This window comes from Micromonospora chalcea (assembly GCF_002926165.1).
GTDB classification, from domain to species: domain Bacteria; phylum Actinomycetota; class Actinomycetes; order Mycobacteriales; family Micromonosporaceae; genus Micromonospora; species Micromonospora chalcea.
This window is the reverse complement of record NZ_MAGP01000080.1, coordinates 25386-39333: the sequence shown is the minus strand read 5'-3', so window position 1 is coordinate 39333 and position 13948 is coordinate 25386. Positions and strand designations below refer to the sequence as shown.

Here is a 13948-nt window from a genome sequence, read left to right as displayed (position 1 = left end):
CACACCACGCCAGTGGACCGTCAAGCCATTTCGGGAAAGTCGGACTTGCGGCTTTTGCTGAGCGCTCAGCGCAGGCCACAGGTGGCGACGAACGCCTCGCCGTCCCCGCTCAGCGTCAGCGGGCCTCCCGCCGCCGTGCCCACAGCGGCCTGTCCCGCGCCCAGCGTGACCACGCCCACCCCGTCGTCCACGGTGAGCTTCCCGGTCCGGCAGAGCACCACCCGCGGCCTGGGCAGCGTCAACCGCGCCCCCGGCGACCCGGTGGCGACCTCGACCCGGTGCAGCGCGAAGTCCTCCACCGGCACCGGCCACGTCAGCACCCCGGGCGCCACCGTCTCCGGCCGCAGCACCGGCTCGGTCAGCACCTCGAACCGGAGCACCCGCAGCAGCTCGTCCACGTCCACCCGCTTCGGGGTCAGCCCGCCACGCAGCACGTTGTCGCTGGCCGCCATGATCTCCACGCCGGTGCCGCGCAGGTAGGCGTGCAGGTTCCCGGCCGGCATCCAGATGCCCTCGCCGGGCGCCAGCCGGACGTGGTGCAACAGCAACGCCACCACCACGCCCGGATCCTCCGGATAGCCGGCCGCCAGCGTGCGTACCAGCTCGGCGTCCGCCGACCCGGGACCGGCGTCCGCCGCCGCCAGCACGGCCGCCACCAGCCCGGCGCGCTCCGCCCGCGGCCAGCTCAACAGCAGGCGTACCGCCTCCCGCAGGCCCGCCGGCCCGGCGCGCAACGCCGCCACCACAGGTTCCAGCGCGGGTACGCCGAACGCGGCGATCGCCGCCGCCGACTCCCCCGGATCGCGGAAGCCGCACAGCGCGTCGAACTCCGAGAGCGCCACCAGCAGCTCCGGCTTGTGGTACGGGTCGACGTAGTTGATCCGCTCCACGTCGGCGGCGTGCCCGGCGCGGGCCTGCTCGGCGTCCGGATGGGCCTGGAGGCTCAGCGGGGAGTCGGCGGCCAGCACCTTCAGCAGGAACGGCAGCCGGGTGCCGAACCGGCCGACCAGCCGCTCACCCAGCCAGTGGCCCGGCTCGGCCACCAGCAGCTCGGTGAGGCTGACCGGACGGCCGTCCCGCTGAACGGTGCCCGGGGCGCCCGGGTGGGCGCCCAGCCACAGCTCCGCCTCCGGCCCGTTGCTCGGCACCGGCCGCCCCTGCAACTCGGCGATCGCGGTGCGCGAGCCCCAGGCGTAGTCGCGGATCCGGCCCTGCAACAGCTCCATCGGTCAGCTCCCGGGCCGCCCGGCCACCTCGTCGGCCGCGTGCGCCTCGCCGGTGGTCGCGGCCTCCGGGACGGCGGTCGCCGCCGCCTGCCCGGTGCCCGCCCGCTCCGCCTCCGGCGAGTAGATGTCCGGCTCCAGGTAGATCACCCGGGCGGTCGGCACCTCACGCCGGATCCGGGCCTCGACCGCGTTGATGTCGCGGGCCAGGTCCTCGGCGGTCTCCCAGGCCGGCACCGCGATCTTCGCCGCCACCATCAGCTCCTCCGGGCCCAGGTAGAGCGTCTTCATGTGGATGATCCGCTCGACCTCGGGACCGTTCGTGACGGCCTGCTCGATCTTGGCCAGCTCGCCCTGCTCCGCGCCCTCGCCGAGCAGCAGGCTCTTGGTCTCGATCGCCAGCGTGACCGCGATGACCACGAGCAGCACACCGATCATCGCGGTGCCCGCCGCGTCCCACATGCCGTTTCCGGTGATCAGCGTCATGCCGACGCCGAACAGCGCGAAGACCAGGCCGACGAGCGCGCCGAAGTCCTCCAGCAGCACCACCGGCAGCTCCGGGGCCTTGGCCCGGCGGATGAACCGCACCCAGGTCTGGTTGCCCCGGACCAGGTTGGACTCCTTGATCGCGGTACGGAAGGAGAAGCCCTCCATCACGATCGCGGCCACCAGCACCGCCACCGGCACCCACTGCCAGCTCTCGATCGGGTGCGGATCGGACGCCTTGTGGTACGCCTCGTAGAGCGCGAACAGGCCACCGAGGCTGAACAGCACGATCGCCACGATGAACGCGTAGATGTAGCGCTCCCGGCCGTACCCGAACGGGTGCTGCGGCGTGGCCTGCCGCTTGGCCCGCCGGCCACCGAGCAGCAGCAGGCCCTGGTTGCCCGAGTCGGCCACCGAGTGGATCGACTCGGCCAGCATCGACGACGAGCCGGTGAGGGCGAACGCGACGAACTTGGTGACGGCGATACCGAGGTTCGCCGCCAGGGCGGCGACGATCGCCTTCGTGCCCCCGTTCGCGCTCATTCCCCGCCTCGCTCGATGCCCCGTGTGCTCACTGGTTCGCCAGCTCCTTCATCTCCGTGATGGCCGGTACCGCCATCGGGTCCAGCCCGTGTGCCAGGGCGAGGTAGATCGAGGCGAAGTCGGGGACCGCCACCAGCGACGCGAGCCGCTCCAGCGCGGAGCCGCCCTCGGCGGTCACCACGTCGCAGCGCACCCCACGGCGCTCGGCGAGCGTCTGCACCGCGTCCGCGCGGCGCTCCTCGACCGCCAGCGGCTCGTCGGTGTCGTCGTCGGCGTTGAGCCCGCCGTCGCGCAGCAGCACCAGCCGCAGCCGGGTGCCGTCGGACTCGTCGTCGCCCGGGTCGGCGAAGATGTCCCGCTCGCCCTCGGCCAGGCCGCCGAACACGCCGTCGAGCAGGCCGACACGACCCCGCCCCGCCTCGCCCAGCGCGCCGGCGACCACCGGGTAGCGGGCGTTGGCGGACAACGTGTCGCCGAACCGCCGGGCCGCGACGGTCGCCAGCGGAGACGAGCCCCAGACGATCGGGATCGAGCCGGACAGCCCCAGCGCCAGCGACTTCGCCGGGTTGACGAAGGACTCCGCGGTCGGCCGGCATCGATCGGCGTCCGCGTCGAGCCGGGCCGCCGTCTCCGCCAGGTCGGCCTCGTTGACCTTCACCAGCCCGAGGGTACGGGCGGCGAGCAGAACCGGCACGGTGAGCGCCCAGAGGCTGGCCCTCGCCGGCGCGCGCCGGGGCACCGGGATGAACGGCGCCCGGGCCCGCTCCGCCACCGACTGGAGTTGCGAGTCGGGCGCGCCCACCGCCACCAGCCGGGCGCCACGGCGGTGCGCCGCCTCGGCCGCGCCCAGCGCCTCGGGGCTGCGCCCGGACGCGCTCACCGCGATGACCACGTCCGCCGCACCCACCCAGCCCGGCACGCCGGCGCTGCGGTGCGGGATGACCGGCACCGGGCAGCGCGGCCCGGCGACAGTGGCCAGCACGTCACCGGTACGCCCGGCGGTGCCGATGCCGGCGATGACCACCGCGCGCGGCCGGCCGTCGTCGGCGAGCACTGACAGGTTGGCCTCGGCGGCCAGCGCCGCCGACTCACGCACCTGCGCGCCGGCGGACGCGGTGTGCCGGAGCATGCCGCCCGGGTCCCGCTCGGCCAGCAGCGCCGCGTCGTCGAGCAGGGCCTCATCGGCGTGCCGGTGCCCGCTGACCCCGGCCGTACCCTCCATCACCGCGACGACCCGCCCCGCGCCTCGTCGGCCGCGGGTCCACCGCGCGCCTCGTCCAGCAGGAGCACCGGTACGTCGTCGCGGACCTCGAAGATGCGACCGCACTCGGTGCAGGTGAGCGTCTGCGCCTGCGCGTCGTAGTCGAGCGGGGCGTGATGCGTGTCCGGGCAGGCGAGGATCTCGAGCAACTGCGGGTCCAGGGCCACGGCGCGGCTCCTTCCACGTATGCGGTCTCACCGGTCGGCGGTGCCGATCGGCGCACGCGATCTTATCGGCCAACCGGCCCCGGCACCGGGCCCCGTTCGGCCCCGGTGTCCGGTCCTCCGGCCGGGCAGGTGGCGGCCACCGGGTCACGGCGTGACCACCCACCGTCACGGTAACCCCGGGAGCCGGTCGGGTTCGGCCTCAGTCCGGCAAGCGGGGCAGGAGGCTCGTCGCGTCCCCGCCCGCGGGCGCGGGCGGCGTCGACCCGGAGACGGGCGGGGTCGGCACGGACGAAGGCGCGCCGTACACGCTGCCCGCCGGACGGGGCGCCGGCGTGCCGCCGTACACCGTGGGGGCCGGCCCGGTGGCGCCGGAGCGGTAGGTGGTGGTGCTGCGTGGCAGCGGGACCGGCGGCTGGTCGGCGACCGGCCCGCCGCCGCTGCGGTCGGCGCGACTGCGGCGCAGCAGCAGGACGATGAGCGCGGCGCCGACGAGCACCAGCCCGATACCGAACCACATGATCATGGAACCTCCGAACGACGAGTCGTCGGCCGCGGCGGTGGCCGGGGCGACGGCAGCGGCGACCGGCGACGTGTCAGTCGCCTCGGCCGGTGTGGTCTCGCTCGCGCTGGGCGTCGGCGAGGGCTTACGGGACGGACTCGGGCTCGGCGTACGCGGCGCGCCCACCAGCCGGGCCGACCCACCGGCCCGGCCGAGCACGTCACCGTTCGCGGCGCTCGCCTCGCCCGCCAGTTCCAACCGCCCGCCGACGACGCCGGCCAGGAAGGACACCCGGTAGCGCACGGTGGCGCCCTTGCCCTTGCACAGCGGCCGGTCGACCGGCGCGACCTGGGCGGTGGCGACCGCGCCGTCACCACCGGAGACCGGCACCGGCGTCCAGCCGTCCCCGGCGGCCACCTGCACCCGCACCTGGTCCGCCCGAAGGCCCTCCAACCGGAGCCCGATCGCGGTACGCAGCTGCACGCAGCCGTCGGTGCGCTTGCGCACCTCGACAGTCACGCCACCCGGCGAACCCCCGGCGGTGAAGCTGCCCGCCGAGCGCAGCCCGACCCGGTCGTCCCGGGCCGACGCCGGCGACGCCGGGACGGCGATCAGGCCACCCAGCAGCGCGCCGACAATGGCCCACCGCGCCGCGTGCCTCCCCACCGACATCCCCACCTCACCGTTGCGTCCGGACCGGATCCGCCGGTCAGGTTACTACCGGGCCCGGAGGGCACCTCCGCATCGACCACGCCACATGTGTGCCGCGCCACGCGATCACCGCCGGTCCAGGTCACAGCCGGAGACGACGGCCGAGGCGAGCGCCCGGCGGCACAGTTGGTCGGCCGTCCGGGTCGTCTCCGGCAGCCGGTACCGGGGCGTCAGTGCCAATACCCGTTCGACCGCGTTGTCCAACCCCATCCGGTGCCCGACGCTGACGAAGACCGGCCGGACGCCCTCCCGGGTACGCAGCACCCGCCCGACCACGTCGCCCTCGTCACACAGGTCGGCGCTGTCACCACGCTCGGGGCCCGGCCCGGTCCACGAGCCGACGAGCGGCGTCTTCCCCACGCCGATCGCGGGCAGCCCGGTCACCAGACCCAGATGGCAGGCCAGCCCGAACCGGCGCGGGTGCGCCAGCCCGTGCCCGTCGCACACCAGCAGCTCCGGGCGGACGGTCAGCCGGCCCAACGCGGCCAGCAGCGCCGGCATCTCCCGGAAGGCGAACAGCCCCGGCACGTACGGAAAGGCGGGCCGCCCCACGCACACCGCCTCGTCCACCACGGCGAGGCTGACTGCGTCCAGCACCGTGACAGCGGCGGCGAGCAAATCACCGTCCTGCGCGTACGCCACGTCCAGGCCGGCCACCGTCGCGGGCGCGGCGGGACCGGGCCCCACCAGGTCCACCCGCGACCGCAGCTCCTCCTGTACGCGCCTCGCCTCCGTCGCGTCGGCGGACGGCACGTACGGCACGGCCGGATCTTCGTCGACGGACATGGCGTGTCAGGAGGGGGTGGCGGCGATGGTGGGGTCGGCGGCGGGGTCACCGGCCTGCTGGAGCTGCTCCTCGAACATCACGAAGGTCCGCCGCCTGACTCCCCTGATCAACGCCTGCTCCTGGGGCGTCGGATACCGACGCTCCTCCCGTAGCGTGTCCTGGATTGCCCGAACGGTCTCGTAGAGAGCGAAGATCGGACCGTCACCACTCAGATAACGGCCCCGTTCATGCTCAGTGAGCTGAATGAACTCATCTCGCGATATCTCATTGATCTCGTCGCCGCCGACGAAAAGCACCTTGTCGATGAGATTGTTGGCCTCGCGCCAGCCTCCGGTGTCCTTGAACAGGATCCAGCCCGCTACGCCGCCGTCGGGGGTGGCTACAAGCTTCAGGGGAGAGTGGTAGTAGTCGAAGAACTTCGGCAGCTGCAAGCCCTCCACCTGCCTCATCGCGGTGATTCCTCCCCAAGACTTTCCTGCACCTTGCCCCAGTAGGCACTCTGCGCTCTCCGGAGAAGTCCATCACGTATAGCGCGTTCACCCTGCGTCAACGACCTGCCCTCGATCTCAGCCACCGCTTCCAGATCGCGTCGGATCTCGTACAGCGCATGCTCCCACTCTGCGACGTCGTCGAGCGACACCAGGTGCAGCCGAAGCTCTGCCACATGACCGTTCGGCATTCCGAGATTCAGCAGTATGTCTCGGTAACCGCTGGCCTGCGGCTTAAGGAAGCGGTCCTTTATGTGCAGGATCACGATCTCTGGATCGGCTTCAAGGCGTCCAAGCGCCTGGTAGACCGCGTCGAGGGTATGGAACTGCACTTTGGCCGCAGCCAAGTCCTTGAGCTGCGACGCGTCATACCCGTACTCAGCCTCCAGCTTGTCGAGAACCCGCTCCCGGCTCTTGGGCTCGCTTCTCCAGTCGGGCCTGCCCTCGTCCGCAGCGAGCTTGACGGCGAGTGTGTTCAACTGTTCCTGGGCGACCGCCGCATCTGCATAGAGCCGGTCGATGTATGCGAGGCGATACACCTCATCATGGCGTCGCGTCTCATCGAATCCGAGCTGCAGTGTCGACTGACTGCGCGCTGCTACCGAACTGGTGAGTTGACGCTGGGCTTGGCTGACAGGCGTCGAGTGGGGTTTCAGTGGCTCGGGCGCGATCACCGCCTCGGCCCCGCGGACGGCTATGTCGTTGATGACCTCGCCGAGCACGTCGATGGCCTGCTGGTGGCTGGCCAGGTGATGCAGGGTCAGCGGTCGCGCGGTCAGCGAGTTCGCGAGTTCCGGTGTCGCCAGGATCATCCGGACCAGGTCGGGCCGCTCGGCGAGCTGCCGTACCAGCGTCTCGGCCAGCAACTCCTCCCGTCGCGGCGGCGCCTCCCAGCTCTGGTCGAGCATCCGTTGCACGCGCGGGTCGGCGAACAACCGGCTGAGGTCGGCCGCTGCGGCATCGTCCAGCCCGGGTGCGAGCCGCCGCAGCGTCGGCGCGTCGGCGGCCTGCGCCAGCTCCACGGGTGTCACCCCGGCGGCGAAGGCCGCGTCGAGGCTTCCGCTCTCGGCGAGCACGTCGCGTACGTAGAGCCCGCCGGCGATCCGGTCGGCGTGCGCCTGCCGGTGTTCCTCGCGTACCCGGTCGGGTTGCGGCTCGACGGGCGGCGCGTTGCCCGGCGGGGGTGCGTCCGCTCGGGTGTGGAAAGTGGTGGACTCGCCGAGCAGGTGGACGTGATTGAAGTCCGGCGCGTTCCCGTCGTCGGCCGGCGGCGGCTCGGGCAGGCGTGGCGGCGCCGGGCGGGGCAAGGGCTCGGGCAGGACGTTGAACGTGCCGGGCGGGCGGCCGGTGAGCGGCATCGGCCGTCCGTCAGGGCCGAGCACCAGCGCGTCGACACCGACCACGTTGCCCTCGAACGGGCGACCGCTGTGGTGGTAGAGCGGCCGGTCGGCGACGGCGCCCGACTGCGGGTCGAGGAAGAGGATCGTGCCGTTCTGGTTCAACGCCACCCAGGCGTGCGATCCGCCACCCTCGAAGCTGGTGATGAGGAAGGCATAGCTGCCGTGGCCGCCCGACGCCAACTGCGCGTACAGGTCGCGGTAGCCGCGATCCACCAGCCACTGGCGCTGCGGGCCGGTGATGCCGGGCCGGTCGACCGGGCACAGGTTCTGGAACCGGCCGCCAGTGGTCTGCTCGACCCGCAGCGGTCCGTCCGCCTCGCCGCCCACTGGGCGGAGCACGTCACCGCCGAGGTAGCCGTCGAACGTACGCGGAGCGGCGACCCGCGGCCGTCCGTGGACCCATGTCTCGAACAGCGACAGGGTGCAGTCGAGGCAGTTGATGCCCCGGGTCGCGTCCGCCGCCGGTCCGCCGTCGTTCGCCAGGCGGAACCATCCGCCACGCCGGGGATCGGCGGTACGCGCGACGCTGCCGTCCGGGTTGCGGGGCATCTGCCGTTCCAGGTCGGTCTGATGCAGCGCGAGCGGTGGCCGGAGCCCTCCACGGCGGCCGTAGGGCCGGGACCTGTCGATCGGTTCGGGGTGGCCGTGGCCGGTGAGCGCGGAATGGTCGGCCGTCTCGACCGCGCCGACGGCCAGGTCCGCCACGTCGTCGTTGATCCGGTAGAAGTCGAGGTCGTCCTCGACCATCACCTGCTCCGGCACGAGTCGCCCGGCGAGGACCTGCCGAGCCTCCTCGCGCAGGTCGGCCGCCTCGAGATCCGCCTCGTGCGCTTCGCGGTGCCATCGTTGCGCCGCCAGCGTCCGCCCGGTGCGACGCAGTTCCATCGCCTGCGCGGCCCAGTCGCTGGCCCGTTCCTCGTGATAGGCGGCACGCTCGTGCAGCCAGTCGGCCCTGGTCTGACGTCGGCGATCCTCGAACCACGTCCGCTGGGCCTGCAGGTAACCGTGGTAGCGGCGCCGGTCGAACGACTCCCGGTCGGCCGCGAGGCGCGCGGCGCGCTCCTGGATGGTCCGTAGGTCGGGAGGCGGCGGGTCGACCGGGCCGGGGTTGGATGGCGGCGGATCGATGGCGGGCCGAGGCGGCGCCAGGGACTCCAGCAGCGGAAAGCGCGGGTTCGGCGTCGGGCGGGGGTCCGGCCCGAGCGGCCCCTGGGGTGAGGCGGACTGCGGCTGTGGCGGCGGGGCGCTCAACGGTGCGGGGTGCCCGACGTCGGGGGCAGTCCGGTCCGACAGTGGTGGCGCCGCCGACTGCGGGTGCTCCCCGATCGATGGGGACAGCGTGGCCGGTCCCGCTGCCGCCTGGACCGGAGTCGATGGCGGCGGGGAGTTGCTGCCGGGCACCAGGGGCGGGTAACCCGTGCCGGTTCGCGGGTCGACCTGCTCGGCAGGGGACGCGACGGGCACATCCGTGATCACCGAGGACAACGTGGGGCTGGAAGCGACCGATAGCCGCGTCAGGTCCGGTGGGGTGGCAGCGGCCACCGGCGGCGTCGCCGTCTCCGGCGCCGGACGTGGCGGGTCAACCGCCAGCGGGTGAGCGGCGGCAGCGTGCGGTGGGACGGGTGCGGGTGTCGGGGAGACCTGGCCCGCCACCGCTTCGCCGCCCTGGACCCGCGGCTCGGCGACCCGCTGGGCCGGGATGAGCCCGACGGGGTCGCCGACGGGTGGCACGTCCAGCCCGACCGGCGGAACGGTCAGCCCGCTCAACTGCCCGTCGAGGCGGCGTTGCAGCGCGGAGTCGGTCTGGCCGGTGGCGGAGCCGGTCGCGCCGGACGCCGCGGCGCGCGCGAGATCCTCCAGCGACGGGCCGTGACCGGTGGCCAATCCGGCCGCGGTCTCGGCCAGAGTCTCCCCGGCCATCTCCCGGCCGAACCGCTCGCCGATCTCGGCGAACCGCCCGCTCGCATGACGGCCCAGACCCGCGAGCGGCGCGACCGCCCCACCGGCGAAGCCGCCGAGAGCCGACGTGCTCACGTCGGTCAGGTCCAGGCCGTCACGTCGGCCGGTGGTGTTCTGATACGCCTGCGTCGCGAGGTTGGTACCCGCTTCCTGACCGGCCTCCACCAGGCCGCCGAGCGCCGCCCGTCGGGCCAGTCCACGGGCACCGGCCTTCGCCGCCTCCTTCGCGGCCCGCTCACCCGCCTCCTTGAGCCCCTGCTTGACCGCCTTGCGGGCGAGCTGGGCCACCAGGCGCTTGAAGATCTGCTGGACGACGACCCTCGTCGCGGTGATCGCGGCGGCGGCCGCCGGGGAGGCGGCGCCCAGAGTGAGCACGGCGGCCACCGCCAGGGCCAGCAGTTCCACCACCAGGATGCCCAGCTCGATCCAGGCTTCGAGCTTCGCGCCCTCGATGTCGCAGCCGCAGGAGTCGACCAGCCGGCCCAACTCGTCGGTGGCCGCCACGAGGACGTGCAGCGGCGCATCCTCACCTTCGGCGAGCTTGTGCCAGGCCCTGTCGAACGCGCCGGCGACCAGGCCGACGCCGCCGTATCCGCTCTTCACCTCACCGGCGGCGGCGGTGGCGTCGTCGCGCGGACCGGTCAGGACGCCCGCGACGCCGTACCACTGGTCGGCCAGGTCCCAGACGGAGCGCTCGTTGCCCTCCGGCCACTCGACGCCCACGACCCAGTCGAGCGCTTCGTAGACCCAGCCGGGCACGTCCCACGGGCAGAAGTCGAGCGGGTGCGGGATCGGGCTGGGCAGCATGCTCACGCGCGGATCCTCCGGTGGTCAGCGCCAGGGCCGACGCGGGTTGTGGCCCTGCTGGGGGATCTTTCCGAGGTCACGGGCGTTGCTCAGGTCCGTCTCCACGGTGGCCGCGACCGAGCGGACGACGTCCGACCCGAGGACCTCCAGCGACCGGCCGAGTTGTTCCCACGCCCGCAGCAGCGTCTCGGCGTAGCCCTGGTAGTGCTTGTCGAAGGCGGCGCCGATGTCGTCGCGGCCCCAGGGTCGCTGGTCGCTCGCGGCCACGATCGGGTCGCCAGTCTCCCGCCGGGCCGCGCTCATCGCCTTACCGGACAGGGTCAGGTCGGCGCCGCCGCGCCGGGCCCGGTCCGGGTCCAGCCAGATCTCTCCCCCGGCCACCTGTCACTCGCCGCGTGCCAGCACGGCGTCGGCCCGGCCGAGCAGCGCGCCGAAGTCATTGGTACGCAGGAACTCGACCGACGGTGAACCCGGGGGCAGATAGCCGGAGACCAGCTCACGGGTGGCGGTGACAGCGGCCGTGGAGGCGCGCAGCACGGTCTCGGTGATCTTCCGGCTCAGCCCTCCGGCATCCCGGTCCCGGAAGACGGCAGGGCTCACCTCGACGCTGATCAGCTCGCCTCGCGCGCCGACCACAGCGGTCACCTGACCGTCGTCGGAGCGTTCGGTGACCCGCAGCTCGGCCAGTTTGACCTGAAGTTCGTCCAGACCGGACCGCAACCGCTGGTACTGGCCGTACACCTCGTCGAATCGCGCGCGTAGTGCACGGTTCGCATCCCGGTCCGCACTCTCGGCCACCGCCACACCCCTTCCGTCACCGTGGGTAGGCCCGACCATACCGGGTGCCACGAAATCCGTGGGGTCCGGTAATTTCAAGTGGTGATCGAGCGACAGCAGGCCGAGCAGATCGCCTCGGTATGGGCCCGGCGGGACTCCGACCGCCTCGGTTTTCCCTGCACGCCGGTGGTCGAGGAGTTCGACCTGGGCTACGTGGTGTTGTCCACTGTGTCCGCCGATGCCCGGGCGCTGCCCGGCGACCTGCCGACCACAGTCATCGACAAGGAGACCGGCGAGGTCTCCACCTGGCCGCGGATTCCGGCGCCGGCGGTCGAGGCGTTGTACCGGCAGCAGCGGCCCGATGAACCCCGTGCGCCGCGCGCCGTCGACCCGGCCGCCCAACTGCTGCGCGAGTTGACCCGGCTGCCCACGCCGGGCGCGACGGCGCACCTCACGCTCGACGGCCGCCGGCACGTCGCGCAGGGTGCCAAAGGAGATGTCGAGGTCCGGCACCATCCGCTGGTGCAGTCCTACCTGGACGACCTGACCCCGGGCCATCTGGTGCGGGGCGGCGAGCGGCACGCCGAGATGATCGTGGTCTCCGACGCGCTGTACGAGCACGACCACCGCCGGGCCGCCGAGGGTCTGCCGCCACTGACCATCGAGGACGCCCGCGACCTGCTCGGCACCAGCCGGATCGAGAGCTTCCGGGTGCGCGAGCCCGGTGACCCGGCGGGTGGTCCGGCCGACCTCCGCTGCGAGTCGTGCATCAGATTCCTCGTGCACGTCAACGTGCTTCCCTGGCCGGAACTGGCCTACGCCGAGGAATGGCAGTCCGAGCCACAGACACCCCCCGAGCCCGGCCGGTTTCCCACCGAGGTCGCGAACGCGCTGGTGATCGCCGGTTGGCGCCCGCACTTCGGCGACGAGGTCTCCGCCACCACCTCGGTCCGTAAGGTCACCGAGGTCAGCGGCACCAAGCACACCCATGCCCCCTTCCCCGCCGCGCTGGCGACACTCACCGCCTTTCCCGGCCTGGTGACCGCGCGCCAGGGTCCGGGCGAAGCGGTGTGGATCTCGCGCTTCGAGATACGACCGCGAAAGGTGGCGCACAGCGCCGACTCTCTCGCCGACTTCGGCGCGGTCATCGGCGCGCGCCTCTTCCCGCTCGGCAGCGAACGTCAGGAGAGCATCCTCGCCGTCGACGAGCACGGCCGGATCTTCGCCCTCGACCAGGCCGGCGAGTGGTTCCTCGGCGCCGACATCGACGCCGCCCTCACCACCCTGCTGCTCGGCCGCGCCCCCGCCCGGGTCCGCGACGACGGCACCTGGTGAGGCCGAGCGATCAGAGAGGCACGCCCGTCAGCACCATCACCCGCGGCTCGGTGTAGTCGTCCATCGCGCTGCGCAGCCCTTCCCGCCCGACGCCGGAGCCCTTCATCCCGCCGTACGGCATCTGGTCGGCCCGGTACGACGGCACGTCCCCGACGATCACACCGCCCACTTCGAGCGTGCGGGCGGCGTCGAACGCCACGTCGAGCCGGTGGGTGAAGACGCCGGCCTGCAGGCCGTACGCGGAGTCGTTGACGGCGGCGAACGCGGCCCGGTCGTCCGCGACCGGGGCGACCACCAGCACCGGTCCGAACACCTCCTCGGCGCACACCTTCGCGTCGGCGGGTACGCCGCTGAGCACTGTGGGCGGGTAGGTCGCGCCGTCGCGCCGCCCGCCGGTCTCGACAACGGCGCCGGCGGTGACCGCCTCGTCCACCCAGGTCTCGACGCGCTGCGCCGCCTCGACCGACACCAGCGGGCCGACGTCGGTCAGCTCGGCGCGCGGGTCGCCGGTACGCAGCGCCTGTACCGCCGCGACGAGCCGGGGCAGGAAGCCGTCGTATAGCCGTTCGTGCACGTAGACGCGCTGCACCGCGATGCAGGACTGCCCGGCCTGGTAGTTGGAGAACGTGGCGATGCGCTGTGCGGCGAACGTCAGGTCGTCGTCCGCCGACCAGTCCGCGCAGATGACCGCCGCGGCGTTGCCACCGAGTTCCAGCGTGACGTGCTTGTCCGGGGCGGCCCGGCGGATGGCCGCGCCGACCGGCCCGGAGCCGGTGAACGACACGACCGGCAGGCGCGGGTCGGCGACCAGTTCGGCGGCGCGCTCGTTCGGTAGCGGCAGCACCGAGAACATGCCCTCGGGCAGGTCCGTCTCGGCCACGATCTCGCCGAGCAGCAGCGCGGTGAGCGGGGTGGCCGGGGCCGGCTTGACCACGATCGGCGTGCCGACGGCGAGCGCCGGGGCGACCTTGTGGGCGACCAGGTTGAGCGGGAAGTTGAACGGCGTGATGCCGAGCACCGGCCCGCGCGGCACCCGCCGGACCAGGGCGATCCGGCCGGTGGCGGCGGGGTCGGTGTCGAGCCGTTGCAGGTCGCCGGAGAAGCGGCGGGCCTCCTCGGCGGCCCAGCGGAACGTGGAGACCGCGCGCCCCACCTCGGCCTTGGCCCATTTGACCGGCTTGCCGTTCTCGGCGGTGATCAGCGCGGCGACCTCGTCGGCCCGCTCGGCGAGCCGGCGGGAGACGTGGTCGAGGGCGGCCGCGCGGGCGTGCGCGGGCAGGGCCGCGGCCTCCGCTGCTACCCGGGCGGCCCCCGCGACTGCGGCTTCGACCTGGTCGGCCGTGGCGAGCGTGGTACGCCCCACCGGCTGCCCGTCGTACGGGTGGGTGACTGTCAGCTCGTCCTCGCCGTGGGCGGGGCGACCGGCGACGTAGAAGGCTCTCGGCTCCACGACCGGCAGCCTAGACCACAGGCGCTCACGCGGAAACAGTTGCCCAAACCCTTGT

At 73.1% G+C, this 13948-nt stretch carries 12 protein-coding genes; 1 reads left to right on the top strand and 11 read right to left on the bottom strand.

From position 1 onward, the window contains the following. Positions 1-65: 65 nt before the first annotated feature. The 10 genes from manA to BAW75_RS08270 all read right to left on the bottom strand — a co-directional run bounded on the left by manA (position 66) and on the right by BAW75_RS08270 (position 11129). Complete coding sequence (gene manA / locus BAW75_RS08315; RefSeq protein ID WP_104113181.1) at positions 66-1226, bottom strand: mannose-6-phosphate isomerase, class I; 1161 nt, start codon at positions 1224-1226, stop codon at positions 66-68. 3 nt (positions 1227-1229) lie between these two features. Continuing rightward, positions 1230-2252, bottom strand: a complete 1023-nt coding sequence (locus BAW75_RS08310; protein WP_043326407.1) for a cation diffusion facilitator family transporter — start codon at positions 2250-2252, stop codon at positions 1230-1232. A gap of 28 nt (positions 2253-2280) precedes the next feature. Further along, positions 2281-3477, bottom strand: a complete 1197-nt coding sequence (locus tag BAW75_RS08305) for an SIS domain-containing protein (RefSeq protein ID WP_043326408.1) — start codon at positions 3475-3477, stop codon at positions 2281-2283. Then, positions 3474-3680: a Trm112 family protein gene (locus tag BAW75_RS08300; RefSeq protein ID WP_030501390.1), complete on the bottom strand. Its 207-nt coding sequence runs from the start codon at positions 3678-3680 to the stop codon at positions 3474-3476. The genes BAW75_RS08305 and BAW75_RS08300 overlap by 4 nt, the downstream gene beginning before the upstream one ends. A 199-nt stretch (positions 3681-3879) precedes the next feature. Beyond that, positions 3880-4851, bottom strand: coding sequence for a hypothetical protein (locus BAW75_RS08295; protein ID WP_104113180.1), 972 nt, complete (start codon positions 4849-4851; stop codon positions 3880-3882). A gap of 105 nt (positions 4852-4956) precedes the next feature. Then, entirely contained in the window at positions 4957-5676 is a 720-nt protein-coding gene (gene nfi / locus BAW75_RS08290) for a deoxyribonuclease V (protein WP_104113179.1), read from the bottom strand. Positions 5677-5682: 6 nt separating this feature from the next. Continuing rightward, positions 5683-6126, bottom strand: coding sequence for a hypothetical protein (locus BAW75_RS08285; RefSeq protein ID WP_104113178.1), 444 nt, complete (start codon positions 6124-6126; stop codon positions 5683-5685). After that, positions 6123-10331, bottom strand: a complete 4209-nt coding sequence (locus tag BAW75_RS08280) for a toxin glutamine deamidase domain-containing protein (protein WP_244206044.1) — start codon at positions 10329-10331, stop codon at positions 6123-6125. The genes BAW75_RS08285 and BAW75_RS08280 overlap by 4 nt, the downstream gene beginning before the upstream one ends. A 24-nt stretch (positions 10332-10355) precedes the next feature. Continuing rightward, on the bottom strand, positions 10356-10712 hold the full coding sequence (locus BAW75_RS08275; RefSeq protein WP_104113176.1) for a hypothetical protein: 357 nt from the start codon (positions 10710-10712) through the stop codon (positions 10356-10358). A 3-nt stretch (positions 10713-10715) separates the two neighbouring features. Further along, the gene (locus tag BAW75_RS08270; protein ID WP_043326418.1) at positions 10716-11129 is read right to left on the bottom strand and encodes a YbaB/EbfC family nucleoid-associated protein; all 414 of its coding nucleotides are present in this window, start codon (positions 11127-11129) and stop codon (positions 10716-10718) included. 78 nt (positions 11130-11207) lie between these two features. On the opposite strand from BAW75_RS08270, the gene BAW75_RS08265 reads away from it, so the two are divergent. Continuing rightward, positions 11208-12443: an SUKH-3 domain-containing protein gene (locus BAW75_RS08265; RefSeq protein WP_104113175.1), complete on the top strand. Its 1236-nt coding sequence runs from the start codon at positions 11208-11210 to the stop codon at positions 12441-12443. Between the two features lie 10 nt (positions 12444-12453). Here the strand turns inward: BAW75_RS08265 and BAW75_RS08260 are convergent, their stop codons facing one another. Further along, positions 12454-13893: an aldehyde dehydrogenase family protein gene (locus BAW75_RS08260; RefSeq protein WP_104113174.1), complete on the bottom strand. Its 1440-nt coding sequence runs from the start codon at positions 13891-13893 to the stop codon at positions 12454-12456. Positions 13894-13948 lie beyond the last annotated feature (55 nt).